21 protein-coding genes are annotated in these 22,308 nt (G+C 73.9%); 12 read left to right on the top strand and 9 right to left on the bottom strand.

The annotated features are described in order from the left end of the window. Positions 1–118 precede the first annotated feature (118 nt). Positions 119–1,600, bottom strand: a complete 1,482-nt coding sequence (locus tag ACN268_RS12115; protein ID WP_421483296.1) for an aminopeptidase P family protein — start codon at positions 1,598–1,600, stop codon at positions 119–121. A gap of 223 nt (positions 1,601–1,823) precedes the next feature. On the opposite strand from ACN268_RS12115, the gene asnB reads away from it, so the two are divergent. After that, the gene (gene asnB / locus ACN268_RS12110; protein WP_421483295.1) at positions 1,824–3,785 is read left to right on the top strand and encodes an asparagine synthase (glutamine-hydrolyzing); all 1,962 of its coding nucleotides are present in this window, start codon (positions 1,824–1,826) and stop codon (positions 3,783–3,785) included. Positions 3,786–3,892: 107 nt separating this feature from the next. On the opposite strand, the gene ACN268_RS12105 is transcribed toward asnB, so the two are convergent. Continuing rightward, positions 3,893–5,026: a lytic polysaccharide monooxygenase gene (locus tag ACN268_RS12105; RefSeq protein ID WP_421483294.1), complete on the bottom strand. Its 1,134-nt coding sequence runs from the start codon at positions 5,024–5,026 to the stop codon at positions 3,893–3,895. A gap of 339 nt (positions 5,027–5,365) precedes the next feature. On the opposite strand from ACN268_RS12105, the gene ACN268_RS12100 reads away from it, so the two are divergent. Continuing rightward, positions 5,366–6,298 carry a carbohydrate kinase family protein gene (locus ACN268_RS12100; RefSeq protein WP_421483293.1) on the top strand — a complete coding sequence of 311 codons (933 nt, stop codon included), beginning with the start codon at positions 5,366–5,368 and terminating at the stop codon, positions 6,296–6,298. A gap of 79 nt (positions 6,299–6,377) precedes the next feature. On the opposite strand, the gene ACN268_RS12095 is transcribed toward ACN268_RS12100, so the two are convergent. Both ACN268_RS12095 and ACN268_RS12090 read right to left on the bottom strand, forming a co-directional pair. Continuing rightward, positions 6,378–7,208, bottom strand: a complete 831-nt coding sequence (locus ACN268_RS12095; protein ID WP_421483292.1) for an MBL fold metallo-hydrolase — start codon at positions 7,206–7,208, stop codon at positions 6,378–6,380. Then, positions 7,205–7,609: a thioesterase family protein gene (locus tag ACN268_RS12090; protein WP_421483291.1), complete on the bottom strand. Its 405-nt coding sequence runs from the start codon at positions 7,607–7,609 to the stop codon at positions 7,205–7,207. Before ACN268_RS12090 ends, ACN268_RS12095 begins: the two co-directional genes overlap by 4 nt. A 123-nt stretch (positions 7,610–7,732) precedes the next feature. Between ACN268_RS12090 and ACN268_RS12085 the strand changes: the two genes are divergently transcribed. Beyond that, the gene (locus tag ACN268_RS12085) at positions 7,733–8,764 is read left to right on the top strand and encodes a phosphatase PAP2 family protein (protein WP_421483290.1); all 1,032 of its coding nucleotides are present in this window, start codon (positions 7,733–7,735) and stop codon (positions 8,762–8,764) included. On the opposite strand, the gene ACN268_RS12080 is transcribed toward ACN268_RS12085, so the two are convergent. The 3 genes from ACN268_RS12080 to ACN268_RS12070 are packed head-to-tail and all read right to left on the bottom strand — an operon-like array spanning position 8,765 to position 10,964. After that, positions 8,765–10,165, bottom strand: coding sequence for a PH domain-containing protein (locus ACN268_RS12080; protein WP_421486868.1), 1,401 nt, complete (start codon positions 10,163–10,165; stop codon positions 8,765–8,767). It abuts the gene before it with no gap. 53 nt (positions 10,166–10,218) lie between these two features. Further along, the gene (locus ACN268_RS12075) at positions 10,219–10,737 is read right to left on the bottom strand and encodes a PH domain-containing protein (RefSeq protein WP_307826231.1); all 519 of its coding nucleotides are present in this window, start codon (positions 10,735–10,737) and stop codon (positions 10,219–10,221) included. Further along, the gene (locus tag ACN268_RS12070) at positions 10,734–10,964 is read right to left on the bottom strand and encodes a hypothetical protein (RefSeq protein WP_421483289.1); all 231 of its coding nucleotides are present in this window, start codon (positions 10,962–10,964) and stop codon (positions 10,734–10,736) included. The genes ACN268_RS12075 and ACN268_RS12070 overlap by 4 nt, the downstream gene beginning before the upstream one ends. 298 nt (positions 10,965–11,262) lie before the next feature. Between ACN268_RS12070 and ACN268_RS12065 the strand changes: the two genes are divergently transcribed. The 7 genes from ACN268_RS12065 to ACN268_RS12035 all read left to right on the top strand — a co-directional run bounded on the left by ACN268_RS12065 (position 11,263) and on the right by ACN268_RS12035 (position 18,522). After that, positions 11,263–12,372 (top strand): AAA family ATPase, encoded by a 1,110-nt coding sequence (locus ACN268_RS12065; RefSeq protein ID WP_204926144.1) that lies wholly within the window; start codon positions 11,263–11,265, stop codon positions 12,370–12,372. Next, a complete protein-coding gene (locus tag ACN268_RS12060) occupies positions 12,351–13,361 on the top strand; it encodes a DUF58 domain-containing protein (RefSeq protein ID WP_421486867.1) in 1,011 nt (336 codons plus the stop codon). The genes ACN268_RS12065 and ACN268_RS12060 overlap by 22 nt, the downstream gene beginning before the upstream one ends. After that, on the top strand, positions 13,358–14,308 hold the full coding sequence (locus ACN268_RS12055; protein WP_421483288.1) for a VWA domain-containing protein: 951 nt from the start codon (positions 13,358–13,360) through the stop codon (positions 14,306–14,308). Before ACN268_RS12060 ends, ACN268_RS12055 begins: the two co-directional genes overlap by 4 nt. Positions 14,309–15,078: 770 nt before the next feature. Further along, positions 15,079–15,783, top strand: coding sequence for a 3-oxoacyl-ACP reductase FabG (gene fabG, locus ACN268_RS12050; protein ID WP_421483287.1), 705 nt, complete (start codon positions 15,079–15,081; stop codon positions 15,781–15,783). A 23-nt stretch (positions 15,784–15,806) separates the two neighbouring features. Then, positions 15,807–16,574 carry an enoyl-ACP reductase FabI gene (fabI, locus tag ACN268_RS12045; protein ID WP_204926147.1) on the top strand — a complete coding sequence of 256 codons (768 nt, stop codon included), beginning with the start codon at positions 15,807–15,809 and terminating at the stop codon, positions 16,572–16,574. Positions 16,575–16,668: 94 nt separating this feature from the next. Further along, positions 16,669–17,700, top strand: coding sequence for a ferrochelatase (locus ACN268_RS12040; RefSeq protein ID WP_421483286.1), 1,032 nt, complete (start codon positions 16,669–16,671; stop codon positions 17,698–17,700). A gap of 42 nt (positions 17,701–17,742) precedes the next feature. After that, positions 17,743–18,522, top strand: coding sequence for an HAD-IIA family hydrolase (locus ACN268_RS12035; RefSeq protein ID WP_421483285.1), 780 nt, complete (start codon positions 17,743–17,745; stop codon positions 18,520–18,522). Positions 18,523–18,562: 40 nt separating this feature from the next. On the opposite strand, the gene ACN268_RS12030 is transcribed toward ACN268_RS12035, so the two are convergent. Continuing rightward, entirely contained in the window at positions 18,563–19,357 is a 795-nt protein-coding gene (locus ACN268_RS12030) for a hypothetical protein (RefSeq protein ID WP_421483283.1), read from the bottom strand. A 233-nt stretch (positions 19,358–19,590) separates the two neighbouring features. On the opposite strand from ACN268_RS12030, the gene ACN268_RS12025 reads away from it, so the two are divergent. Further along, on the top strand, positions 19,591–20,403 hold the full coding sequence (locus tag ACN268_RS12025) for a DUF3097 domain-containing protein (protein ID WP_421483282.1): 813 nt from the start codon (positions 19,591–19,593) through the stop codon (positions 20,401–20,403). 23 nt (positions 20,404–20,426) lie between these two features. On the opposite strand, the gene ACN268_RS12020 is transcribed toward ACN268_RS12025, so the two are convergent. Continuing rightward, the gene (locus tag ACN268_RS12020; RefSeq protein WP_421483281.1) at positions 20,427–21,740 is read right to left on the bottom strand and encodes a serine hydrolase domain-containing protein; all 1,314 of its coding nucleotides are present in this window, start codon (positions 21,738–21,740) and stop codon (positions 20,427–20,429) included. Positions 21,741–21,834: 94 nt separating this feature from the next. Here ACN268_RS12020 and ACN268_RS12015 point away from each other — a divergent pair, with 94 nt between their 5' ends. Further along, positions 21,835–22,308, top strand: coding sequence for an NfeD family protein (locus ACN268_RS12015; protein WP_421483280.1), 474 nt, complete (start codon positions 21,835–21,837; stop codon positions 22,306–22,308).

The raw sequence follows: 22,308 nt of genomic DNA, 5'->3' as shown, positions 1-22,308 counted from the left end.
TGATCCGCGCGGGAGCGCCGGTACGGTGGGCAGGAACGACGACGGCCCCGCCGCCGGAGGCGTCCGCCGAGGGGCGGGACGCGTCCGACGGCGGGGCCGTCGCGGTGGGTGCGGGGGGTCAGCCGGGCAGGCGGGGACCCGCCTCACGCTGCTCGGCCAGCCAGGTCTCCACCTCGTCCGAGCGGCGGGGCAGACCCGCCGACAGGTTCACCGAGCCGGTCGCGGTGACCAGGATGTCGTCCTCGATCCGGACGCCGATGCCGCGCAGCTCCTCGGGGACCAGCTCGTCCTCCGGCTGGAAGTACAGGCCCGGCTCGACGGTGAGCACGTAGCCCTCACCCAGCGCACCGTCGCGGTACTTCTCCTTGCGGGCGTTCGAGCAGTCGTGCACGTCGATGCCGAGCATGTGACTGGTGCCGTGCAGGGTCCACCGCCGGTAGACCGTGGAGGCCGGGTCCATCGCCTCGTCGACGCTCACCGGGAGCAGGCCGAGATCCTTCAACGCCTCGGCGAGCACCCGCATCGAGGTCAGGTGCACGTCCCGGAAGCCGACCCCCGGGCGGATCGCGTCGATACCGGCCTGCTGTGCGGCGTACACCGCGTCGTAGACCTGGCGTTGCAGCGGGGTGAACCGGCCGTCGACCGGCAGCACCCGGGTCACGTCGGCGGTGTAGAGGTTGCGGTTCTCCACGCCCATGTCCATCAGCAGCAGCTCACCCGGGCGGGTCGCGCCGTGGTTGTGCACCCAGTGCAGGATCGTCGCGTGCTCGCCCGCGCCGACGATCGAGCCGTAGCCGACGTCGTTGCCGTCGTGCCGGGCCCGCAGCGCGAAGATCCCCTCCAGCAGCCGCTCGGAGACACCCCGGTCGGCCGGCAGCGCGCGGGCCACGTCCTCGAAGCCGCGTACGGTGGCGTCGACCGCCTCCTGGAGCTGGGCGACCTCCCACTCGTCCTTGACCAGCTTCAGCTCGGCGATCGCGATCGCCAGCTCCCGGTCCCGGCCCGGCTGCCCCTCCTCGCGGGGGCCGTCCCACGGACGCACCGCGTCGTCGACCCGCTGGTCGAAGCCGCGCAGCACCCGGGTCCGCCCCGGCGCCATCCGGGCCAGCGCCCCGTCCAGCGCGGACAGGTCCTCGGTGGCCAGGCCCAGCTCGGTGGACTTCTCGGCCAGGGTGTGCCGGCGGCCCACCCACAGCTCGCCGTGCCGGCTGCGGAAGAACTCGTCGGTCTCCCGCGAGGACCGGGGGCGCATGAACAGCGTCGCGTCGTGCCCCGAGCCGTTGGGGCGCAGCACCAGGACGCTGTCCGGTTCGTGGTCGCCGGTCAGGTAGGCGAAGTCGCTGCCCGGCCGGAACGGGTGGTCGGTGTCGTTGGCGCGTACCTTCTCGGTGCCGGTGGGGATGACCAGCGTCTCGCCCGGGAAGGCCGCGGACAGGGCTTCCCGCCGCTTGGCGTGGTGCGGGACCTCCGGCCGGGGACCGACCGGCAGGCTGGTGTCCCGCCAGCCCTGCCGCATGAAGGACAGGAACGCCTCCGGAAAGTCCGGATCGTGCGATTCGGTGCCGTCCGCCGGCTTGCCGTCCGTCCGTTCCTCGGCCATGTCGGCTCCCTTCGCCTCGTCGCTCGTCCAGACGGTACTCCGGCTCCGCCCGGACGGGGTGCCTGCGGTCCCGCACCCGACGCCCCGCCCGCACCCGACGCCGTCCGGGTGGCCCGACACCGTCCGGGACGCCGGCCGGGGCCGGGCGGATCGTGCCGTGGGGAGGGGGACAGAGCCTGCGGTGCCGCGCGGGCGGATTGCGCCGCGTGGAAAGATGTCGGCCATGTGCGGACTCCTGGCCTTCTTCAGCGCGAACGGCAACGCCGCCGCCCACCGCGACAACATCGCGGGGGCGTTGGAATGCCTGCACCACCGCGGACCGGACGAGACAGGGGTCGAGGTGGTCGGCGACGCCACCGGCCACTACGCGGACGGGGTGTTCGCCCACAAGCGGCTGGCCATCATCGACGTGGCGTCCAGCCACGAGCCGCTGCCCTATGCCAACGGTCGCTACCTGCTGACCTTCAACGGCGAGATCTACAACTACATCGAGCTGCGTGAGGAGCTGGCCCGCAGCTTCGGCGCCCAGTTCGCCACCGCCGGGGACGGCGAGGTGATCGTCGCCGGCTACCACTACTGGGGCGAGCAGGTGCTCACCCGGCTGCGCGGCATGTTCGCGTTCGTCATCTGGGACCGGCAGGAGCGCCGGGCGTTCGGCGCGCGGGACTACTTCGGCATCAAGCCGCTGCACTACCTGGAGACCGCCGACGGGCTCTACCTCGCCTCCGAGAAGAAGGCGCTGCTGCCCTTCGCGCACTCCTACTACCAGGGTGACGCCGGCATCGACGCCGCCAACCTCAGCCACTACCTCACCCTCCAGTACGTCCCCGAGCCCGGCACCCTGCACCAGGGGATCAGCCGGATCGGCTCAGGGGAGTACCTCACCTGGTCGCCGGGGGGCCGGCTGGACGTGCGGCGCTGGTACCGGCCGGTGTTCCGGCCCGCCCCGGTCGCCGACGAGCAGCGGCTCTACCACGAGATCCGGGAGACGCTGCGGGAGAGCGTCCGGATGCACATGCGCTCCGACGTGCCGGTCGGCTCGTTCCTGTCCAGCGGCATCGACTCGACCGCCGTGGTGGCCCTGGCCCGCGAGTTCAACCCCAACATCCTCACCTTCACCGTCGGCTACGACGTGCCCGGTTACTCCGAGATCGACGTGGCCCAGGACTCGGCCCGGCACCTCGACGTGACCACCATCGCCACCAAGATCGGCCCGCAGGACATGATCGAGGCGCTGCCGAAGATCGTCTGGCACCTGGACGACCCGGTGGCCGACCCGGCGCTGGTCCCGCTCTACTTCGTGGCCAAGAAGGCCGCCGAGCACGTCACGGTGGTGCTCTCCGGTGAGGGGGCCGACGAGTTCTTCGGCGGCTACACCATCTACCGCGAGCCGCTCTCCCTGGGCACCGTCAACGGCCTGCCCGGCGGGGTGCAGAAGGGCCTGCGGGCGGTCTCCAAGGCGATCCCGCAGGGGGTCAAGGGCAAGAGCTTCCTGGAGCGCGGCACCACCCCGATCGAGCAGCGCTACTACGGCAACGCCCGGATGTTCACCGAGGAGGAGAAGCGGCACCTGCTGCGCCGCTACGACCCGTCGGTGCGCTACACCGACGTCACCGCCCCGATCTACGCCGAGTGCACCGAACTCGACGACGTCACCAAGATGCAGTACGTCGACCTGTACACCTGGCTACGCGGCGACATCCTGGTCAAGGCGGACCGGATCTCGATGTCGCACTCGCTGGAGGTCCGGGTGCCGTTCCTGGACCGGATGGTCTTCGACGTGGCGTCCACCATCCCGGTCGACCTGAAGCTGCCGCCCCGCTCCGACGCCACCAAGTACGCCATGCGCCAGGCGTTGCAGGGCGTCGTGCCGCCGGCCATCGTCAACCGCAGGAAGCTGGGCTTTCCCACCCCGACCCGGGTCTGGCTGCGGGGCGAGATGTACGAGTGGGCCCGGCACGTGCTGGCCACCTCCGCCGCCGGCGACCTGATCGACCTGCCGTACGCGATGCGGCTGCTGGAGGAGCACAAGCGCGAGGAGGCGGACAACTCCCGCAAGGTGTGGACGGTGCTGATCTTCTGCATCTGGCACGCCATCTTCGTGGCCAAGACCCTCGACCCGGGCATCCAGCGCAACCAGTCGGCGCTGCTCACCAAGCCGGTGGTCGGCAGCATGGTCCGCTGACCCCGCCCCCGGTCCCGTCGGCACCGCCGCGACGGACACCGGGCCCGGACGGACCGGAGGCCCCCACCCGACGGGTGGGGGCCTCCGGCGTCGCTTTCAGCGTCGGATCACCGGCCGGAGCAGGTGACCGTCGGCAGCCCGTTGGTGCCGGAGCTGCTCGCCGTGAAGCCGAACGTGGTCGTCTTCTCCGGCGCGAGCGAGCCGTTGTACGCGGCGTTGGTGACGGTCACCGTCGACCCGCTGGTGCTCAGCGAGCCGTTCCAGACCTGCGAGATCACCTGCCCGTTGGGCCAGGTCCAGCTCGCCGCCCAGCCCCCGTAGGTGCGGGTGCTGTGGTTCATGATGGTGACCTCACCCTGGAAACCGCCGTTCCAGGCGCTGACCACCTTGTAGACCGCCATGCAGTCGCTGTTGCCCGGCGGCGGGGTCGTGGTCGGCGGCGGGGTGGTGGGCGGCGGGGTGGTCGGCGGGGGCGTGGTCGGCGGGGGAGTGGTGGGCGGCGGGGTGGTGGGCGGCGGCGTGGTCGGGTTGTTGCCGCTGCCGACCCCGGTCACCTGGCCGTTGCCACCGTCGAAGGTGACGTCCGAGCAGCCGAAGAAGTTCTCCTGGCTGTCCGAGCGCACCCAGCGGGAGTAGATGATGTGCCGGCCGGACTTGCCCGACGGCAGGTTCCCGCTGAAGTAGTAGTGCCCCTCGTTGGTGCCCGACGCGCCCCGCTGGGGCGGGTTGGTCACCGTGAGGAAGGGCTCCTCCAGGTCACTCCAGGCCAGCGGCCGGGTCGGGCTCCAGCTGTCCTTCGTCACGTAGAAGTAGAAGGTGCCCGGGTGGTGGGCCCAGTTGCTGTACTTGAAGTCCAGCCGGGCGCCGGAGGTCAGGTGGGTCAGCGGCCAGTCGGTGCGGGCCAGGTCGTACCCGGCGAAACCGGTGTTGCCACCGCTGCACAGCTTGCCGTCGGGGATGTAGCCGACGGTGCGGCCACCGGCGTCCGAGCGGAGCACGCTGAACCAGTTGTAGAGGGAGTTGGTGCCGCTCTGGGCGACGGCGGCGGAGCAGGCCGGGTTGTTCGGCCTGATCTCACCGGTCGGGCTCAGGCCGTCCTGCCAACACAGGTAGGTCCGGCTGCCCGGCACGATCGGCGTGCCGTGGGCGGCAGCCGGTTCGGCCTGCACCGTCAGGGCCACGGCCCCGAAGGCGAGGGTGGCGGCCGCGGTGAACAACGCGGCCGTACGGGAACGGAGCACGAGCTTCTCCTGATCCGCGGGGTGGCGCGAGCGCCGCCCCGCACAAGGGTGGGGGATGCGTCGGTCGCGGCTCTGGCCGGCGGCCCGACAGGGGCCGACGGACGCGTGCCGTCGGCGGTCCGTGCCCACGGACCGGTGCCTCTCGCGTCAGACCCCAGCTGATCGCCGAGCGGGTGCGGCAGCCCTCCGCGCCGGCCCGGCACCCCAATACCATCACGCCCGGATGAACCACGCAATAGTCGTTGCTCGATGGGTGGGATCTGGTTGCCCGGTCGGCCCCGATCGGCATGGACCGTTGTGCCAGCCTGGTAGCCGGGAGACGACGCGCTGGGAGGCGACGTGGGGTACGCGGTGGTGCTCGGTGAGGCGCTGATCGACCTGTTGGACGCCGAGTCCGAGGGGCAGCCGGTGTTCCGGCAGGCGATCGGGGGCGGCCCGCTCAACGTCGCCGTCGGGGTGGCCCGGCTCGGCGGCACCGCCGAGTTCGTCGGCTCCCTCGGCGACGACGTGCTCGCCGGCCGCATCCGCGCCTTCCTGGCCGACGCCGGGGTCGGGCTGACCGGCGCGGTCACCGTGCCCGCACCCACCACGCTGGCGGTCACCACCCACACCGGGGCGGAACCGGACTTCCGGTTCTACGGCGAACCGCCGTCGTACGGCCTGCTCACCGCCGACGACCTGGACGTGGCGCTGGTCGAGGGCGCGGACGTGCTCTACTGCGGCTCGATCGTGCTGCTCAGCGCCCCGACGCTCGCCGCCGCCCGGCGGGCCTGGTCGCTCGCGCCCGGCCTGCGGGTCTTCGACCCCAACGTCCGGCCCCGCCTGCTGTCCGGCCCGGCGGAACTGGCCGGCCTGCGCCAGGTGGTGGTGGAGTTCGCCGCCGGGGCGCACCTGGTGAAGCTCAGCAGCGCCGACGCCGCCCTGCTCTGGCCCGACGAGCCGGTCGAGGGGGTCGCCGCCTACCTGCGGGAGGTGGGCGCGGGCACGGTGGTGGTGACCCTCGGCGCGGACGGCGCGCTGGTCGCCGCCGGCCCCGACCCGGTCCGGGTGCCCGCCCCGACGGTGCACGCGGTGGACGCCACCGGCGCGGGCGACTCGGTGATGGCCGCGCTCGTCGCCGAACTGCTGGCCGACGGGGAACCGACCGGGCCGGCCGACTGGCACCGGCGGGTGGCGTTCGCGCTGCGGGTCGCCGGCCTGGTCTGCGAGTCACCAGGCGGCGCGGTCGCCATGCCCACCCGGGACGCGGTCCACCGCCGCTTCGCCGGCTGAGCGCGGCCCACCCGGCACCGGGTCGACGGTCGGGCACGGCGCGCTGCAGTCCGTCCGGCCCCCCGCGACGGCCGGCGGCTCAGGGCGTGCCGTCGAGTTCCCGGTAACCCCGGCGGGCGGCGACGAGACCGGGACGCGCGCCGAACGGGGATCCGGCGGCCACCCGCTCCGGCGGGGCCCCGCCCGTGTGCGCGGCCCGGATCAGCCAGGCCAGCTCGACCAGCCGGGCGTGCTGGGCCCGGACGAACTCCACGTCCACAGGCGTGCCGTGGCCCGGCACCACCACCGTGTCGGGCGTGGTCATCCGCAGCAGGTCGGCCACCGCGTCCGGCCACTGCAACGGGTACGACTCCTCGAAGGCCGGCGGCCCGGACTGCTCCACCAGATCCCCGGCGACCAGCACGTCGGCGTCCGGCACGTGCACCACCAGATCCGCGTCGGTGTGCCCGTGCCCCGGGTGCCGCAGCACCACCCGCCGGCCACCGACGTCCAGCACCGTCTCGGTGTGCACGGTGTGCGTCGGGGCCAGCAGGGTGGTTTCGGCCAGTTCGGCGGCCAGCTCCGGCTGCGCCGACCGCATCTCCTCGTACGCCGCCCGGCGCAGCTGCTCCGGTCGGTCGCGCAGGGCGGCGGCGGCCACCTCGTGGGCGTACACCGGGCGGGGTGGGTCGGCGGCGAGGGTCGCGTTGCCGAAGCAGTGGTCGAAGTGGTGGTGGGTGTTGACCAACGTCCACGGGTCCGGGGTGACCGCCCGCGCGGCGTCCGCCAGCGCGGCGGCCTGCCCGGCGGTGGACAGGGTGTCCACCAGCAGCGCCGCGCCGTCACCGACCACCAGCGTGACGTTGACGTCGAGCAGCGGCTCGCGCAGCACGTGGACCCCGTCGGCGACCGCCGTGAACCGGAACGTCACGACGCCCGCACCGCCCGTGCCACGAAGCGCTGCCGGTCGACGAGCGCCCGTTCCACCCGGCCCGAGGCCACGGTGGTGTCACCGTCGGTCACCGTCACCGCGAACAGCAACCGCCGGCCGTCGGCCTCGACCAGCCGGGCGTGCGCCACCACCGTCCGCCCGACGGGGGTGGCGGCCAGGTGCGCCAGCTCCACCCGGACCCCGACCGTGGTGCTCCCGGCGGGCATCCCGGCGGCCGTCGCGGCCACCGTGGCCGCCTCGGCGAGGGCCAGCACCCGGGGGGTGGCCAGCACCGGCACGTCACCGGAGCCGACGGCCGCCGCGGTGTCGGCCCCGGTGACGGTCAGCTCGACCCGGGCGGTCAACCCCGGCGGGAACGCGGCGTCCGGTTGTTCCTGCATCCGCTCAGCCTAGTGGGGGACCACCGGGGGCGGCCGGACGACGGGCCGGCCGGGACACCCACCCGTCGACGCACCGGTGGTCGGCGGTGGTCGATGCGTCGCCCACCGTTAACCTTGACCGCGATGGCCGTTGTGACTGAGCCCCCGCCCCCCGTCCCGACCGACACCCCCGACCCGTCCGTCGGTGGGCGACGGCGGGTGACAGCGATGTCCGTCTGGGCCGTCGCCTTCGTCGTGACCTGGCTGGCCATCGGCCTGCCGACCGACCCGGCGTACGCCTTCCTGTGGATCTGGGCGGGCACCGTCGCCTGGAACTGGGGCCGGCCGTGGCGCAGTCACCTGCGTTTCGCCCGGGACTGGATCCCGGTGGTGCTGCTGCTGGCCGTCTACAACCTGTCCCGGGGCTTCGCCGACAACGGCCGCACCCCGCACGCCTACGAGCTGATCGTCGCCGACCGGGTGATGTTCGGCTGGGCCACCGGGGGCGAGGTGCCGACGGTCTGGCTCCAGCAGCACCTCTACCAGCCCGACGTGCGCTGGTGGGACGTGCTGGTGAGCTGGGTCTACTTCTCCCACTTCGTGGTGACGCTGGCCGCCGCCGCCGTGCTCTGGCTGCGCAGCCGCGAGCGGTGGGCGGCGTACATGCGGCGCTGGGGCTTCCTGTGCGCGGCGGGCCTGGTCACCTACTTCGCCTACCCGGCCGCGCCGCCGTGGTGGGCGGCGCAGAACGGCCTGCTGAGCGAGGTCGCCCGGATCTCCACCCGGGGGTGGAAGGAGTTCGGCATGCACGGCGCGGGCAACCTGCTCAACGCCGGGCAGATCGCCTCCAACCCGGTCGCCGCGATGCCGTCGCTGCACACCGCGTGGGCGCTGTTCGTGGTGCTGTTCTTCCTGCGTTCGACCCGTCGCCGCTGGTGGCCGCTGCTGCTGGCCTATCCGCTGGCGATGACCTTCACGCTGGTCTACAGCGGCGAGCACTACGTCATCGACGTCCTGGTCGGCTGGGCGTACGTGGGGATGACGTTCCTGGTCGTCGGGCTGGCCGAGCGGGCCTGGCGGGCCCGCCGCGCCCGGCGCGGTGCCCCCGACGACGATCCGCCGGCCGACGCCCCCACCCCGGTCGCCGTCACCCCGGCGGGCGGCGCCGGACGCTGATCAGCGGGCCCGGCGGGCGGCGTGCGCCCGCGCGGTCAGCTCAGCGGCGAGCGCCCACGCCTGCGCCAGGTCACGGTCGTGCGCGGCGGCCCCCGACCCGCCGGCCGTGTCGACGTGCACGGTGGCCAGCCGCAACCGGCGCTGCGCCGGCCCCTGCACCACCCGTACGCTCTGCATCCGGGCGTACGGGACCAGGGTCAACTGCCGGGTCAGCAGGCCGGAGCGGACGGCGAAGACCCGTTCGTGCAGCCCCGCGCCGAGCACCCGGGCGCTGAGCGGGCGCAACCAGCGGGCCCGGCCCGGCGGGGGCGTCAGCGGCAGCGCGGTCAGCGCCACCCCGGGCAGCACCTCGTCGACGATCGCCGCCCCGACGGTCAGGTCACCGACGGGCAGCAGCCGGTCGGGCCGGTTGCGGTCGTCGGCCTCGCCGCCGGAGTAGCCGGCGACCTCCAGCCGCAGCCGCAGCCACCCCTTCATCCGCCAGAGCAGCGGCCAGGTCACCCCGACGGTCTGCACCCGCTCCAGCGGCACCGTCTGCACCCGGGTCTCCAGCAGGCCGTTGTGGATGCGTAGCCGGTCGGCCTCGCGGGCCAGCCGGAAGTTCCAGTCGTCGAGGACCCGGCGGACCGGTTGCAGCAGCACACCGGCCATCGCGGTCAGGGTGCTGGCCACCGCGATGAACGACCAGGAGCCCTCGGAGAGGAACTGCGCCACCACGAAGGCCACCCCGACCGGCAGCAGGAACGCCTGCGGGGTGAGTAGCTGGCTGACCAGCAGGTCGGCGTTCGTCACCGCGTGCAGCGGCCGGGCGGCCGGCTCCCGGTCGACCGGCGCGGCGGCGTCCCCGCCCGGCGGCACGACGTCTGTCGACTGCGGGTCGGGGCCGATGGTCGTCCCGTCGGGCAGGCCGGCGGCCACGGCGAGCAGCCGTTGCCGTAGCCGGGCCGCGTCGGCGACCGACAGGTACGCCAGCGGCGCCTCGGTCTTGCCGCCGCCGACCACCTCCAGGCGCAGCTCGGCCAGGCCGGTGAGCTGCGCCAGCAGGGGGCGGACCACCTCCACCGCCTGCAACCGCTCCAGCGGGATCGCCCGGGTCCGCCGCCACAGCAGCCCCTCGTACACCCGCAGTTCCCGCCCGACGACGTGGTAGCCGGTGTTGTACCAGCTCACCACCGCCAGCACCGTCGCGCCCAGGGCGAGCACCGCCACCAGCACCGCGAACCAGCCGAAGCCGACCCGGGACAGCGTCGACCAGGAGAGCCCGGCGATGACCACGACCAGCGACTTCGCCCCCTGCAACACCGGGCTCAGCGGGTGCAGCCGCTGCCGGGGCTCGGCACCGGCCGGCCCGCCCGTCCCCACCGGCGGGGCAGCCGGGTCCGCCGGGAGGTCGGGAGCCACCGGGGCGTCCGGGGGCGTCGGGTGGGGTGCGCCGGTGCCGGGGGAACCGTCGGTCACAGCCCCTCCGCCCGGTCCTCACCGAGGGCGGTGAGGCGGTCGCGGAGCCGGGCCGCCTCCGCCGGTCGCAGGCCGGGCACCCGGGCGTCGGTGGCCGCCGCGGCGGTGTGCAGCTGCACGGTGGCGAGGTCGAAGGCGCGTTCCAGCGGGCCCGCGCTGACGTCGACGAACTGCATCCGCGAGTACGGCACGATGGACAACCGGCGGACCAGCAGCCCGTGCCGGACCAGCAGGTCGTCGGCGCGTTCGGCGTACCCCCAGGCGCGGACGGCGCGGACGATCGTCACCACCCGCCAGGCACCGCCGAGCAGCACCACGGCGCAGCCGGCACCGAACAGCCAGTGCCCGGTGAACGCCCAGCCCAGCGCCAGCCCGACCAGCAGCACCGCCAGGCCCATCGCCAGGCGGAGCAGTTCGACCCAGATCAGGTCGGTCGAGATGGGCTGCCAGTGGACCGTGTCCGGCCAGGGTTCCAGGGCGCTCACCGGGGACTGGGGTGGCTCGGCAGCGTTCACGCTTCGAGGGTATGCGATCCGGGGAGCGCGGTGACCTCACGGAGGAAGCCGCGGGCGTCGAGGAAGTCGCCGAGGCTGCCCCGGTGGGCCGGGCAGGCGAGCCAGGTCTTGCGCCGCTCGGGGTCGTGCAACCGGGGATTGTTCCAGCGCAGTGCCCAGGTGGCGGGCGCGCGGCAGCCCCGGGACGAACAGACGGGAGGCTCGCCTGCGGGGGTGGGATCGGTCACCAGGGGAGTGTAGGCGCGCACCGGAGCCGGAGAACGTGCGCCGGGGCCGGGGACGTGCGCCGGGGCCGGAGAAGCCGGGCTGGTGAAGAGGTGAGCGCCGGGCGGCCACGGGGGGAGCCGCCCGGCGACGGGGTGAATCGTACACGTGGCAGGCCCCTTCGTGTCCAGCCTCGTTCAGCGATTCGGTGATCCGGACGGCGTACCCGAAATCGGGTTCTCCCCACCTCGGCTCTCAGCCGGGCATGCGAGTCTTGTTACCGCACCACGCCACGACGACCGAACATGCTGTGGAGGACCGGTGGCCCAGCCGACCACGCCCGACGCCCCGACCCCGAACGGGACGGCCCCCGAGACACCCGCGGCGGTGACCACCCCCGCCCAGGACGCCACCCTGCTGGAACGGGCCCTGTTCGAGATCAAACGGGTGATCGTCGGTCAGGACCGGATGGTGGAGCGGATGTTCGTGGCGCTCCTGGCCCGGGGGCACTGCCTGCTGGAGGGGGTGCCCGGGGTGGCCAAGACCCTGGCCGTGGAGACGATGGCCCGGGTGGTGGGCGGGCAGTTCGCCCGGGTGCAGTTCACCCCGGACCTGGTGCCGGCCGACATCATGGGCACCCGGATCTACCGGCAGTCGAGTGAGAAGTTCGACGTCGAGCTGGGCCCGGTCTTCGTGAACTTCCTGCTCGCCGACGAGATCAACCGGGCCCCGGCCAAGGTGCAGTCGGCGCTGCTGGAGGTGATGAGCGAGCGGCAGGTGTCGATCGGCGGTCAGAGCCACCGGGTGCCCGACCCGTTCCTGGTGATGGCGACCCAGAACCCGATCGAGCAGGAGGGCGTCTATCCGCTGCCGGAGGCGCAGCGGGACCGGTTCCTGATGAAGATCGTCGTCGGGTATCCGACCGACGCCGAGGAGCGGGAGATCGTCTACCGGATGGGGGTCGCCGCGCCCGAGCCGGCGCAGGTGTTCGACACCGACGACCTGCTCGCCCTGCAACGCAAGGCCGACCAGGTCTTCGTGCACAACGCCCTGGTCGACTACGCGGTACGGCTGGTGCTGGCCACCCGCAGCCCCGCCGAGCACGGGATGCCCGACGTGGCCCGGCTGATCCAGTACGGGGCCAGCCCGCGTGCCTCGCTCGGCCTGATCCGGGCCACCCGGGCGCTGGCCCTGCTGCGCGGCCGGGACTACGCGCTGCCCCAGGACGTCCAGGACATCGCGCCGGACATCCTGCGGCACCGGTTGGTGCTCAGCTATGACGCGCTCGCCGACGACGTGCCCGCCGACCACGTGGTGCACCGGGTGATGTCGACCATCCCGCCGCCCTCGGTCGCGCCCCGGCAGCAGGCGTCCGGGCCACCGCCGGTCAGTGGCCCGCCGGCCGCCGGCTGGCCCGGGCAGCACCCGTGACCGCACCGGTACGCCCGGCCGACGCCGGTGGGGAGCGGACCGAGGCGGTGCTGTCCCGCCTGCAACTGCTGGTGACCCGCAAACTCGACGGGCTGCTTCAGGGCGACTACGCGGGTCTGCTGCCCGGTCCGGGCAGCGAGGCGGGGGAGTCCCGCGAGTACCGTCCCGGCGACGACGTACGCCGGATGGACTGGCCGGTGACCGCCCGCACCACCACCCCGCACGTGCGGCGTACGGTGGCCGACCGGGAGTTGGAGACCTGGCTGGCGGTGGACCTGTCGGCGAGCCTGGACTTCGGCACCGGCCGGTGGCTCAAGCGGGACGTGGTGGTCGCCGCGACGGCCGCGTTGACCCACCTGACGGTGCGCGGCGGCAACCGGATCGGCGCGGTGATCGGCACCGGGGCCCCGCCTCCGCCCCCGCCCGCCCGCCGGTGGCGCTCCGCCCCGCCACCGGAGCCCTCCGGGCCCGGGGTGCTGACCCGGGTGCCGGCCCGCTCCGGGCGGCGGGAGGCGCAGGCGTTGCTGCGCGCGGTGGCGCACACCCCGCTGCGCCCCGGGCGCGGCGACCTCGGCGCGCTGGTGGACCTGCTCAACCGGCCGCCGCGCCGCCGGGGCCTGGCGGTGGTGATCTCGGACTTCCTCGCGCCGCCCGCGCAGTGGGGCCGGCCGCTGCGTAAGCTGCGGGTCCGGCACGACGTGCTGGCCATCGAGGTGGTCGACCCGCGCGAGCTGGAGTTGCCCGACGTGGGGGTGCTGCCGGTGGTGGACCCGGAGACCGGGGAACTGCACGAGGTGCAGACCGCCGATCCGCGGCTGCGTCGCCGCTACGCCGAGGCGGCCGCCGCCCAACGCGGCGCGATCGCCACCGAGCTGCGGGCCGCCGGCGCCGGGCACCTGATGCTGCGTACCGACCGAGACTGGCTGTTGGACATGGTGCGATTCGTGGCCGCCCAGCGGCACGCCCGCACCCGGGGGACGACGCGATGATCCGTTTCATGCAACCGTGGTGGCTGCTGGCCCTGGTGCCGGTGCTGGCCCTGGCCGCCGCCTACGTCTGGCGGCAGCGCCACCGCCGGGCGTACGCGATGCGGTTCACCAACGTGGACCTGCTGCGTACCCTCGCGCCGAAGGGGTTGGGGTGGCGACGGCACGCGGCGGCGACCGCGCTGCTGTTGGCGATGGTGGCGCTGGCCACCGGGATGGCCCGCCCGGCGATCGACACGCAGGAGCCGCTGGAGCGGGCCACGGTGATGCTCGCCATCGACGTGTCGTTGTCGATGCAGGCCGACGACGTGTCGCCGAACCGGTTGGAGGCGGCGCAGGAGGCGGCGAAGCAGTTCGTCGGTGAGCTGCCGGCCAGCTACAACCTGGGGCTGGTCTCCTTCGCCAAGGCGGCGAACGTGCTGGTCGCGCCCACCAAGGACCGGGCCGCGGTGACGGCGGCGATCGACGGGCTGACCCTGGCCGAGGCGACCGCCACCGGCGAGGCGGTCTTCACCTGCCTGGAGGCGATCCGGTCGGTGCCGGCCGACGGCGCGGCCGGTATCCCGCCGGCCCGGATCGTGCTGCTCTCCGACGGGTTCCGCACCTCGGGCCGGTCGGTGGAGGAGGCCGCGGCGGCGGCGCAGGCGGCGAACGTGCCGGTCTCGACCATCGCGTTCGGCACGGACTCGGGGCAGGTCGACATCGGTGGTCAGTTGCAGCGGGTGCCGGTGGACCGGCTGGCGCTGGCCCAGCTCGCCGAGACCACCGAGGGCTTCTTCTACGAGGCGGCCTCGGTGGCCGAGCTGAAGCAGGTCTACCAGGACATGGGTTCGTCGATCGGGTTCCGCACCGAGCCCCGCGAGATCACCCAGTGGTACGCGGGGGCGGCGCTGCTGCTGGCGCTCTGCGCGGGCGGGCTGAGCCTGCTCTGGACGTCCCGGATGCTCTGAGGTCGGCCCGGACGTCCCGGGTGCGGTGGCCCGTACCCGGGACGTCCCGGGTGCGGTGGCCCGTACCCCGGACGTCCCGGGTGTCGTGATCCGGGGCCGGGGCGGCCCGGCGGTGGACGCCGGTGCGGGGTGCGCAGGACAGCGCGGCGGCCGGTGGCGGTCTCAGTGACCGCCGCCGGCCAGCACGAACACGACGGCCACCCAGACGGCGGCGAGGGTGAAGCCCAACGGGGCGACGTAGCGGCTCATGAACGGCTCCGGGTGGCGACTGGACGGTCCGCGGGGCGGGCGGGACCGCAGGGGTTGGTCAGGGCGCGCACACGAAGTCGTGACCGGGCTGCTCCACCGGGGCGTCCCGGCGCGAGACGGCACCACCGACCGGTCTGTCGGCCGGGGCCGCAGGCGGGCGGTGACGGGGAGCGGGAGCTGGGTCAGCTCGACCGACTGAGTCGTGGCTCAGCGGGGCTGACGGACGGCCCGGCCACGACTGGGAGGATCGCTATCTCGCACAGCGATCACCTCCTGCGGTCGGCGGGGCCAGAAACGCGAGCCGCATTCGGCTCGCGGACGCTGATCATCGTACAACGGGGACACCCGCGACGCGTATTCGGCCAGCCCGGCCCCGGACGGTGGTCGCCCGCTCCCGGAGGGTGGTCGCGCCGTGATTCCTCCCGGCCGCCGCGCCCGGTCCGGTGGCGCGCTGTTAGCGGTTACCTGCCGGTAACGCCTAGGCTCCGACCGGAATGATCAGCGGAACCGAAGGGGGACCCGTGGCCCGCACCGTGCTGGTGACCGGCGGCAACCGGGGAATCGGACTGGCCATCGCCCAGGCGTTCGCCAAGCAGGGCGACCGGGTCGCGGTCACGCACCGCAGCGGCGACGCGCCGGAGGGACTGTTCGGGGTCCGGTGCGACGTCACCGACAGCGCCTCGGTCGACGCCGCGTTCACCGCCGTCGAGGCCGAGCTGGGCCCGGTCGAGGTGCTGGTCGCCAACGCCGGCGTCACCGACGACACGCTGCTGATGCGGATGTCCGAGGAACAGTTCACCGGGGTGCTCGACACCAACCTCACCGGCGCGTTCCGCTGCGCCAAGCGGGCCTCGTCCAAGATGCTCCGGGCCAAGTTCGGCCGGATGATCTTCATCTCGTCGGTGATCGGGCTCTACGGCGGCGCCGGCCAGGTCAACTACGCGGCCAGCAAGGCCGGCCTGGTGGGGGTGGCCCGGTCGATCACCCGGGAGCTGGGCAGCCGCAACATCACCGCGAACGTGGTCGCCCCCGGCTTCATCGACACCGAGATGACCGCCGCGCTGCCCGAGGAGCGTCGCACCGAGTACCGCAAGGTCATCCCGGCCGGGCGGTTCGCCGCGCCGGACGAGGTCGCCGGGGTGGTCACCTGGCTCGCCTCGGACGCCGCCGGCTACGTCTCCGGTGCCGTCATCCCGGTCGACGGCGGCCTCGGCATGGGTCACTGAGAACGTACGGAGGAAGCCAACACATGTCAGGACTGCTCGCCGGTAAGCGGCTGCTCGTCACCGGCGTCATCACCGACGCCTCGATCGCCTTCTCGGTGGCGAAGCTCGCCCAGGACAACGGCGCCCAGGTCGTGCTCACCGGCTACGGCCGGCTCTCGCTGGTCGAGCGGATCGCCAGGCGGCTGCCCCAGCCGGCGCCGATCATCGAGCTGGACGTGACCAGCCCCGAGCAGCTCGCCGGCCTGGCCGACCAGGTACGCGAGCACGTCGACGGCCTCGACGGGGTGGTCCACTCGATCGGCTTCGCCCCGCAGAGCTGCCTCGGCGGCGGCTTCCTCGACGCCTCCTGGGAGGACGTGGCGACCGCGCTGCACGTCTCCACGTACTCCTACAAGTCGCTGGCCATGGCGGCGCTGCCGCTGATGTCGCCGGGCGGCTCGGTGGTCGGGCTGACCTTCGACGCCACCAAGGCGTGGCCGGTCTACGACTGGATGGGGGTGGCCAAGGCCGGGCTGGAGTCCGCCTCCCGCTACCTCGCGCTGCACCTGGGCAAGAAGGGCATCCGCAGCAACCTGGTCGCCGCCGGGCCGCTGCGCACGATGGCCGCGAAGTCCATCCCCGGCTTCGAGCAGTTCGAGCAGGCGTGGACCGAGCGGGCCCCGCTCGGCTGGAGCCTCACCGACCAGGAGCCGGCCGCCCGCGCCTGCCTGGCCCTGATGTCGGACTGGTTCCCGGCCACCACCGGCGAGATCGTCCACGTCGACGGCGGTTACCACGCCCTGGGCGCCTGAGCCGCACGCGGGGGCCCGTGCCGGGGCCCCCGCGTAACCTGCGGGACCAGGGGCCGTCGTCAGGCCGTCGCCGACCGCGGGGGAGAATGACCCCATGTCGTACGACGCATTGGTGCTGGTCTCCTTCGGTGGCCCGGAGCGGCCCGAGGACGTGCTGCCCTTCCTGGAGAACGTGACCCGGGGGCGGGGGGTGCCGCCCGAGCGGCTGGCCGAGGTCGCCGAGCACTACCTGCACTTCGGCGGGGTCTCCCCGATCAACCAGCAGTGCCGCGAGCTGCTCGCCGCGATCCGGGCGGACCTCGCCGCCCACGACGTCGACCTGCCCGTCTACTGGGGCAACCGGAACTGGGACCCGATGCTCGCCGACACCGTGGCGCAGATGCGCGACGACGGGATCACCCGGGCGCTGGCGTTCGTCACCAGCGCGTACGGCGGCTACTCGTCGTGCCGGCAGTACCAGGAGGACATCGCCGCCGCGCGGGCCGCCGTCGGCCCGGACGCCCCGGTGATCGACAAGCTGCGCCAGTTCTGGGACCACCCGGGCTTCGTCGAGCCGCACGCCGACGCGGTGCGCTCGGCGCTGGCCCAGCTCGACCCGGCCCGGCGCGACACCACCCGGCTGGTCTTCACCGCGCACTCCATCCCCACCTCGGCGGCGGCCACCGCCGGCCCGCACGGCGGCCGGTACACCGCGCAGCTTGCCGAGACCGCCCGCCTGGTGCACGCCGCCGCCGCCCCCGACCTGGCCTACGACCTGGTCTGGCAGAGCCGCTCCGGCCCGCCGCAGGTGCCGTGGCTGGAGCCGGACGTCAACGACCACCTGACCGCCCTCGCCGGGCAGGGGGTGACCGGGGTGGTGGTCAGCCCGATCGGGTTCGTCTCGGACCACCTGGAGGTGGTCTGGGACCTCGACACCGAGGCGTCCGAGACGGCCAAGCAGCTCGGCCTGGACTTCGTCCGGGCGGGCACCCCCGGCACCGACCCGAGGTTCGTGGCGATGGTGCGTGAACTGGTGGCCGAACGCACCACGCCCGACGGGCCGGCGTCCCGCCGCCGCCTCGGTGAGCTGCCGATGTGGGACACCTGCCCCACCCCGTGCTGCGTGCCCGCCGCGCGCCGCCCCTGATGCCGACGACCCGCCCTCCCCGACACCCCCTTGGGACGACAGATGCTTGACCGCAAGCCGGTGCAGAGCTGGCTCACCGACATGGACGGCGTGCTGGTGCACGAGGGCCAGCCGGTGCCCGGCGCGCCGGAGTTCGTCAACCGGCTCCGGTCCTCCGGCAAGCCCTTCCTGGTGCTCACCAACAACTCCATCTACACCCCGCGCGACCTGCGGGCCCGGCTGACCCGGATGGGGTTCGAGGTGCCCGAGGAGGCGATCTGGACGGCGGCGCTGGCCACCGCCCAGTTCCTCGCCGACCAGCGGCCGGGCGGCACCGCGTACGTGATCGGGGAGGCGGGGCTGACCACGGCGCTGCACGCCGTCGGTTACGTGTTGACCGACTTCGCCCCGGACTACGTGGTGCTGGGGGAGACCCGCACCTACAGCTTCGAGGCGATCACCAAGGCGGTCCGGCTGATCAACGACGGGGCGCGGTTCATCTGCACCAACCCGGACGTCACCGGCCCGTCGGTGGAGGGCGCGCTGCCCGCCGCCGGGTCGGTCGCCGCGATGATCTCGAAGGCGACCGGGGTGGAGCCGTACTTCGTCGGCAAGCCGAACCCGATGATGATGCGCTCGGCGCTGAACACCATCAACGCCCACTCGGAGAGCACCGCGATGATCGGCGACCGGATGGACACCGACATCCTGTGCGGCCTGGAGGCGGGGCTGGAGACGATCCTGGTGCTCACCGGGATCAGCACCCGGGCCGAGACGGAACGCTACCCGTACCGGCCGTCGCGCATCGTGGACTCGGTGCTGGACCTGATCGACGAGATCTGACCCCGTACCGGCCCGGCCAACCGGGTGCGGGTGGGCTCGGTCAGGGGCGCAGCGGGGCGTTGCAGGCGGCGACCAGCGCCTGCCGGCAGGCGGTGGTGAGCGGACGCAGCGCCGCGTCGCGCTGCTGCGCCTCGTGGTTGTTGATCGCCCCGCCGGGCGCGCTCTCCCCGGCCAGCGCGAGCACCCGGTCGAGCACGGCGGCGCGGGCGAACAGCCGCCGGGAACGCGGGTCGAACCCGGGCGGCAGGTCGGTCGCGCCGTCCGGGCGACGCAGCGCGGCGAGCGCCCCGGCCAGCTCGGGCCGCCACTGGGCCACGTCGAGCCGGGTCAGCGCGGCGGTGGACTCGGCCAGCGCGGTGGCGAGTTCCGCCTCCGCCTCGGCGGCCCCCGGCGCGGTCAGCGACGCCCTAGCCGCGTCGGCCGGCAGCGGGTAGACCCGCCACAGCACCGTCTCCCAGGTCATCCCGGAGCCGGAGGTGTGGGTGCGCACCTCGGGGATCAGGCCGAGCGCACCGGCCACCACGGCCTCCCCGGCCAGCAGCGCCGCCCCGGCGAAGTCACCCGGGCCGGGCAGCCCCCGGGGGTCGCCCGGCGCGGGCAGCACCAGGCGGATCTCGTCGGGGGAGAGCTTGGCCAGCGCCGGCAGGGCCTCGCGCAGCGGCACGTCCCGCCAGGTGCCCGGGGCGTCGGCGACCAGGTGCTCCTCGTCGCCGGCGACCGACTCGGCGACCTCGTCGAAGGGCACGAGGCCGGCCCGCCAGGCGCGGACCCAGGCCACGAAACGGCTCGACCGGCGCGCGGCCAGGGTGGCCGCGCCCGTTGCGGGGGAGGACATGCCGAAAAGGGTACGTGCTCCCCGCCGCCCCTGTCTCGACTGCCGGATCGTCGGCTGTCCGGTCCGCCCACCGCCGCAGGTGGCGGACCATGCGGTCACGTGGTCGCGCCCCGGTGCGACGCGGTCACCCGCCCGCCGCGCCGCCGCGCCGGCCGGAAGCGGGCGGCCGGCGTGTCGGGTCGGACGGGCGCGTCGGGAGGTGCCGGGGCGCGACGGAGGCTAGCGTGATCGACATGGCGGGGCGATACGGCGAGGACGTGCTGGCGGGCGACTGGCGGCGACGGAAGGTCACCCCCGAGGTCGACGCCGAACCGGATCTCGTGGTGGAGGACGCCGACTCCGGGTTCTGCGGCGCGGTGGTCGGGTTCGAGGCGTCGGCGGTGGTGCTGGAGGACCGGCACGGCCAGCGGCGGGTCTTTCCGCTGCTGCCCGCCGCGTTCCTGCTCGACGGGGAACCGGTGACCCTGCGCCGGCCGGCCCGCGCCCCGGTGCCCGCCGCCCGTCGCCGGACCGCCTCCGGGTCGATCGCCGTGGCCGACGTGCGGGCACAGGTGGCCAAGGCGAGCCGGATCTGGGTGGAGGGCGTGCACGACGCCGCCCTGGTGGAGCGGATCTGGGGCGACGACCTGCGGATCGAGGGCGTGGTGGTGGAGCCGCTGGACGGCATCGACGCCCTCGACGCCGAGGTACGCGGGTTCGCTCCCGGCCCCGGCCGCCGGCTCGGGGTGCTCGTCGACCATCTGGTGCCCGGCTCCAAGGAGAGCCGGATCGTGGCCCGGGTGGACTCCCCGTACGTGCTGGTCACCGGCCACCCTTACGTGGACGTGTGGCAGGCGGTCAAGCCGGCCGCGGTGGGCATCCGGGCCTGGCCGGTGGTGCCGCCGGGCCGACCGTGGAAGGAGGGCGTCTGCGCGGCCCTCGGGGTGGCCGAGCCGGCCGAGATGTGGCGGCGCATCCTGTCCCGGGTGGACAGCTTCGCCGACGTGGAGACCCCGCTGATCAACGCGATGGAACGCCTGATCGACTTCGTCACCGAACCCGACTGACACCCACCGCCGGCCCGGCCCGGTCAGGGCTCCTGGTCGGGGGTGCGGGTGAAGACGAAGGTGCCGATGTCCAGGCCCACCGCCCGCCCGTCCGGGTCGCGCAGCACGGCGAGGACCTCGCTGTCCTCCTCGCCGCAGCGCCCCCGCCAGCGGTCCGGTCCGGTCCGGGTGAACCGCAGCGTCGGCTCGCCGGGCCGGCCGGCCCACAGGTCGCCGGCCGGGTCGGCCCGGACCTCGTACTCGATGCCCATCCACCACCAGCGGCCGGTCAGCTCGGCCAGTTCCGCAGGGGGCGGGGCGGCGGCCGGCCGCCAGGGCACGACCGGGGTCGGCTCGGCGTCCAGGACCAGGGTGAGCAGTTGCCGGGACAGCCCGCCGATGTGCCCGGTGCGGAAACCGTACGAGTTGGCGAAGCCGACCACGGCGGTCCGGCTGGGCCGGTGCACGGTGAGGGCGGCCACGTAGCCGGGCATCGAGCCGCCGTGGCCCACGTACACCCGGTCGCCCTCGCGGTACAGCTCCAGCCCCAGCCCGTGCCCGCCGCGCCAGGAGTCCAGGTCGTTGATCATCAGCGGGGTGCACATCTCGGTGAGGGTGTCGGCGGCCAGCACCTCGTCGGTGGGGTCGGCGAGGAACGCCGCCCAGCGGGCGAGGTCGGTGACGGTCGACCAGAGCTGCCCGGCGGGGGCCATCGCCCCGGTGTCGGTACGCGGCTCCTCCCGCAGCGTGTCGTGCCACGGGTGCACCACGTAACCCCGGGCGTACGGCTCGGTGGCCCGGTAGGTGGTGCGGCGCAGCCCCAGCGGGTCGAGGACGCGCTCGGTGAGCAGCCGCGCCCAGGGCGTCCCGGTGACCCGTTCCAGCACCCCGCCGAGCAGCCCGTACGCCAGGTTGGAGTAGTGGTAGCCGCGCCAGGCGGGGTAGCCGACCTTGTCCGTGGTCACGCCGGCGACCAGGGTGGCCAGGTCGGTGCCCTCGGTGCGTTCCCACCACGGGCCGTCGGGCTCGCGCTGCAGGCCGCTGGCGTGGCTGAGGAGCTGGCGCAGGGTGAGCCCGCCGACGGCGGTGCCCGGCAGGTGCCGCTCCAGCGGGTCGTCCAGGGTGAGCCGGCCGGCGTCGCGTTCCCGCATGACCAGCGTGGCGGTCATGGTCTTGGTGATCGAGCCGAGCCGGTACTGGAGGTCGGCGTCGGGGCGCGGGTGGTCGCCGGCGGTGGACAGGTGGACCAGCGCGCCGTCCCGGACGATCCCGAGCGCCAGCGAGGGGGCGCGTCCGGCGGCCTGGGTCTGCGCCACGAGGGTGTCGATCCGGCGGGCGGTCTCGGCGAGCAGGGTCACCAGCAGCTCCTTCGCGGGGGTCGGTTCGGGCCTGAACCGAGCTTACTGATCATCAGAAGTGGGTGGATTCGCGTGGACGTGTCACGATCGAGGGGTGGACGCCGTGGTGTGGATCGTGCTGGGTGTGCTGTTGGCCGTCGCCGAGATCTTCACGACGACGCTGTTTCTGATCATGTTCGCGGTCGGTGCGTTCGCCGCCGCCGGGGCCGCCGCGCTGGGTGCGCCCGTCGCCGTGCAGGCGGTGGTCTTCGCCGTGGTGTCGGCGCTGACGGTGGCGCTCGCTCGGCCGACCATCCGCCGGCACATGCGGCCGTCGATGGACAGCGGGGAGCAGCCGTTCGGCGTGCAGGCGCTGGAGGGCGCCACCGCCCTGGTGATCGAGCAGGTCGATGCCGGGCAGGGCATGGTGAAGATCGACGGCGAGTTGTGGACGGCACGTCCGTACGACGCGACGCAGACCTTCGCACCCGGTGCGCGGGTGCAGGTGATAAAGGTCCAGGGCGCCACCGCCCTGGTGTGGCAGGACGACATTTCCTCCCCCGGCGAGCTGCCGGAAGCGAAAAGGTGA

It is taken from the genome of Micromonospora sp. WMMD735, from assembly GCF_049178995.1.
Classification (GTDB): domain Bacteria; phylum Actinomycetota; class Actinomycetes; order Mycobacteriales; family Micromonosporaceae; genus Micromonospora; species Micromonospora wenchangensis.
The sequence above is the reverse complement of the archived record's forward strand: the minus strand, read 5'-3'. Positions and strand labels throughout refer to the sequence as shown.

What these genes read in the sequence shown, in the direction of transcription:
- ACN268_RS12035 (WP_421483285.1), top strand. Translation starts at nt 17,743, where the DNA reads ATGCTTGACCGCAAGCCGGTGCAGAGCTGGCTCACCGACATGGACGGC.
- ACN268_RS12085 (WP_421483290.1), top strand. Translation starts at nt 7,733, where the DNA reads ATGGCCGTTGTGACTGAGCCCCCGCCCCCCGTCCCGACCGACACCCCC.
- fabI (WP_204926147.1), top strand. Translation starts at nt 15,807, where the DNA reads ATGTCAGGACTGCTCGCCGGTAAGCGGCTGCTCGTCACCGGCGTCATC.
- ACN268_RS12055 (WP_421483288.1), top strand. Translation starts at nt 13,358, where the DNA reads ATGATCCGTTTCATGCAACCGTGGTGGCTGCTGGCCCTGGTGCCGGTG.
- ACN268_RS12030 (WP_421483283.1), bottom strand. Translation starts at nt 19,357, where the DNA reads ATGTCCTCCCCCGCAACGGGCGCGGCCACCCTGGCCGCGCGCCGGTCG.
- ACN268_RS12025 (WP_421483282.1), top strand. Translation starts at nt 19,591, where the DNA reads ATGGCGGGGCGATACGGCGAGGACGTGCTGGCGGGCGACTGGCGGCGA.
- asnB (WP_421483295.1), top strand. Translation starts at nt 1,824, where the DNA reads ATGTGCGGACTCCTGGCCTTCTTCAGCGCGAACGGCAACGCCGCCGCC.
- ACN268_RS12040 (WP_421483286.1), top strand. Translation starts at nt 16,669, where the DNA reads ATGTCGTACGACGCATTGGTGCTGGTCTCCTTCGGTGGCCCGGAGCGG.
- ACN268_RS12090 (WP_421483291.1), bottom strand. Translation starts at nt 7,609, where the DNA reads ATGCAGGAACAACCGGACGCCGCGTTCCCGCCGGGGTTGACCGCCCGG.
- ACN268_RS12115 (WP_421483296.1), bottom strand. Translation starts at nt 1,600, where the DNA reads ATGGCCGAGGAACGGACGGACGGCAAGCCGGCGGACGGCACCGAATCG.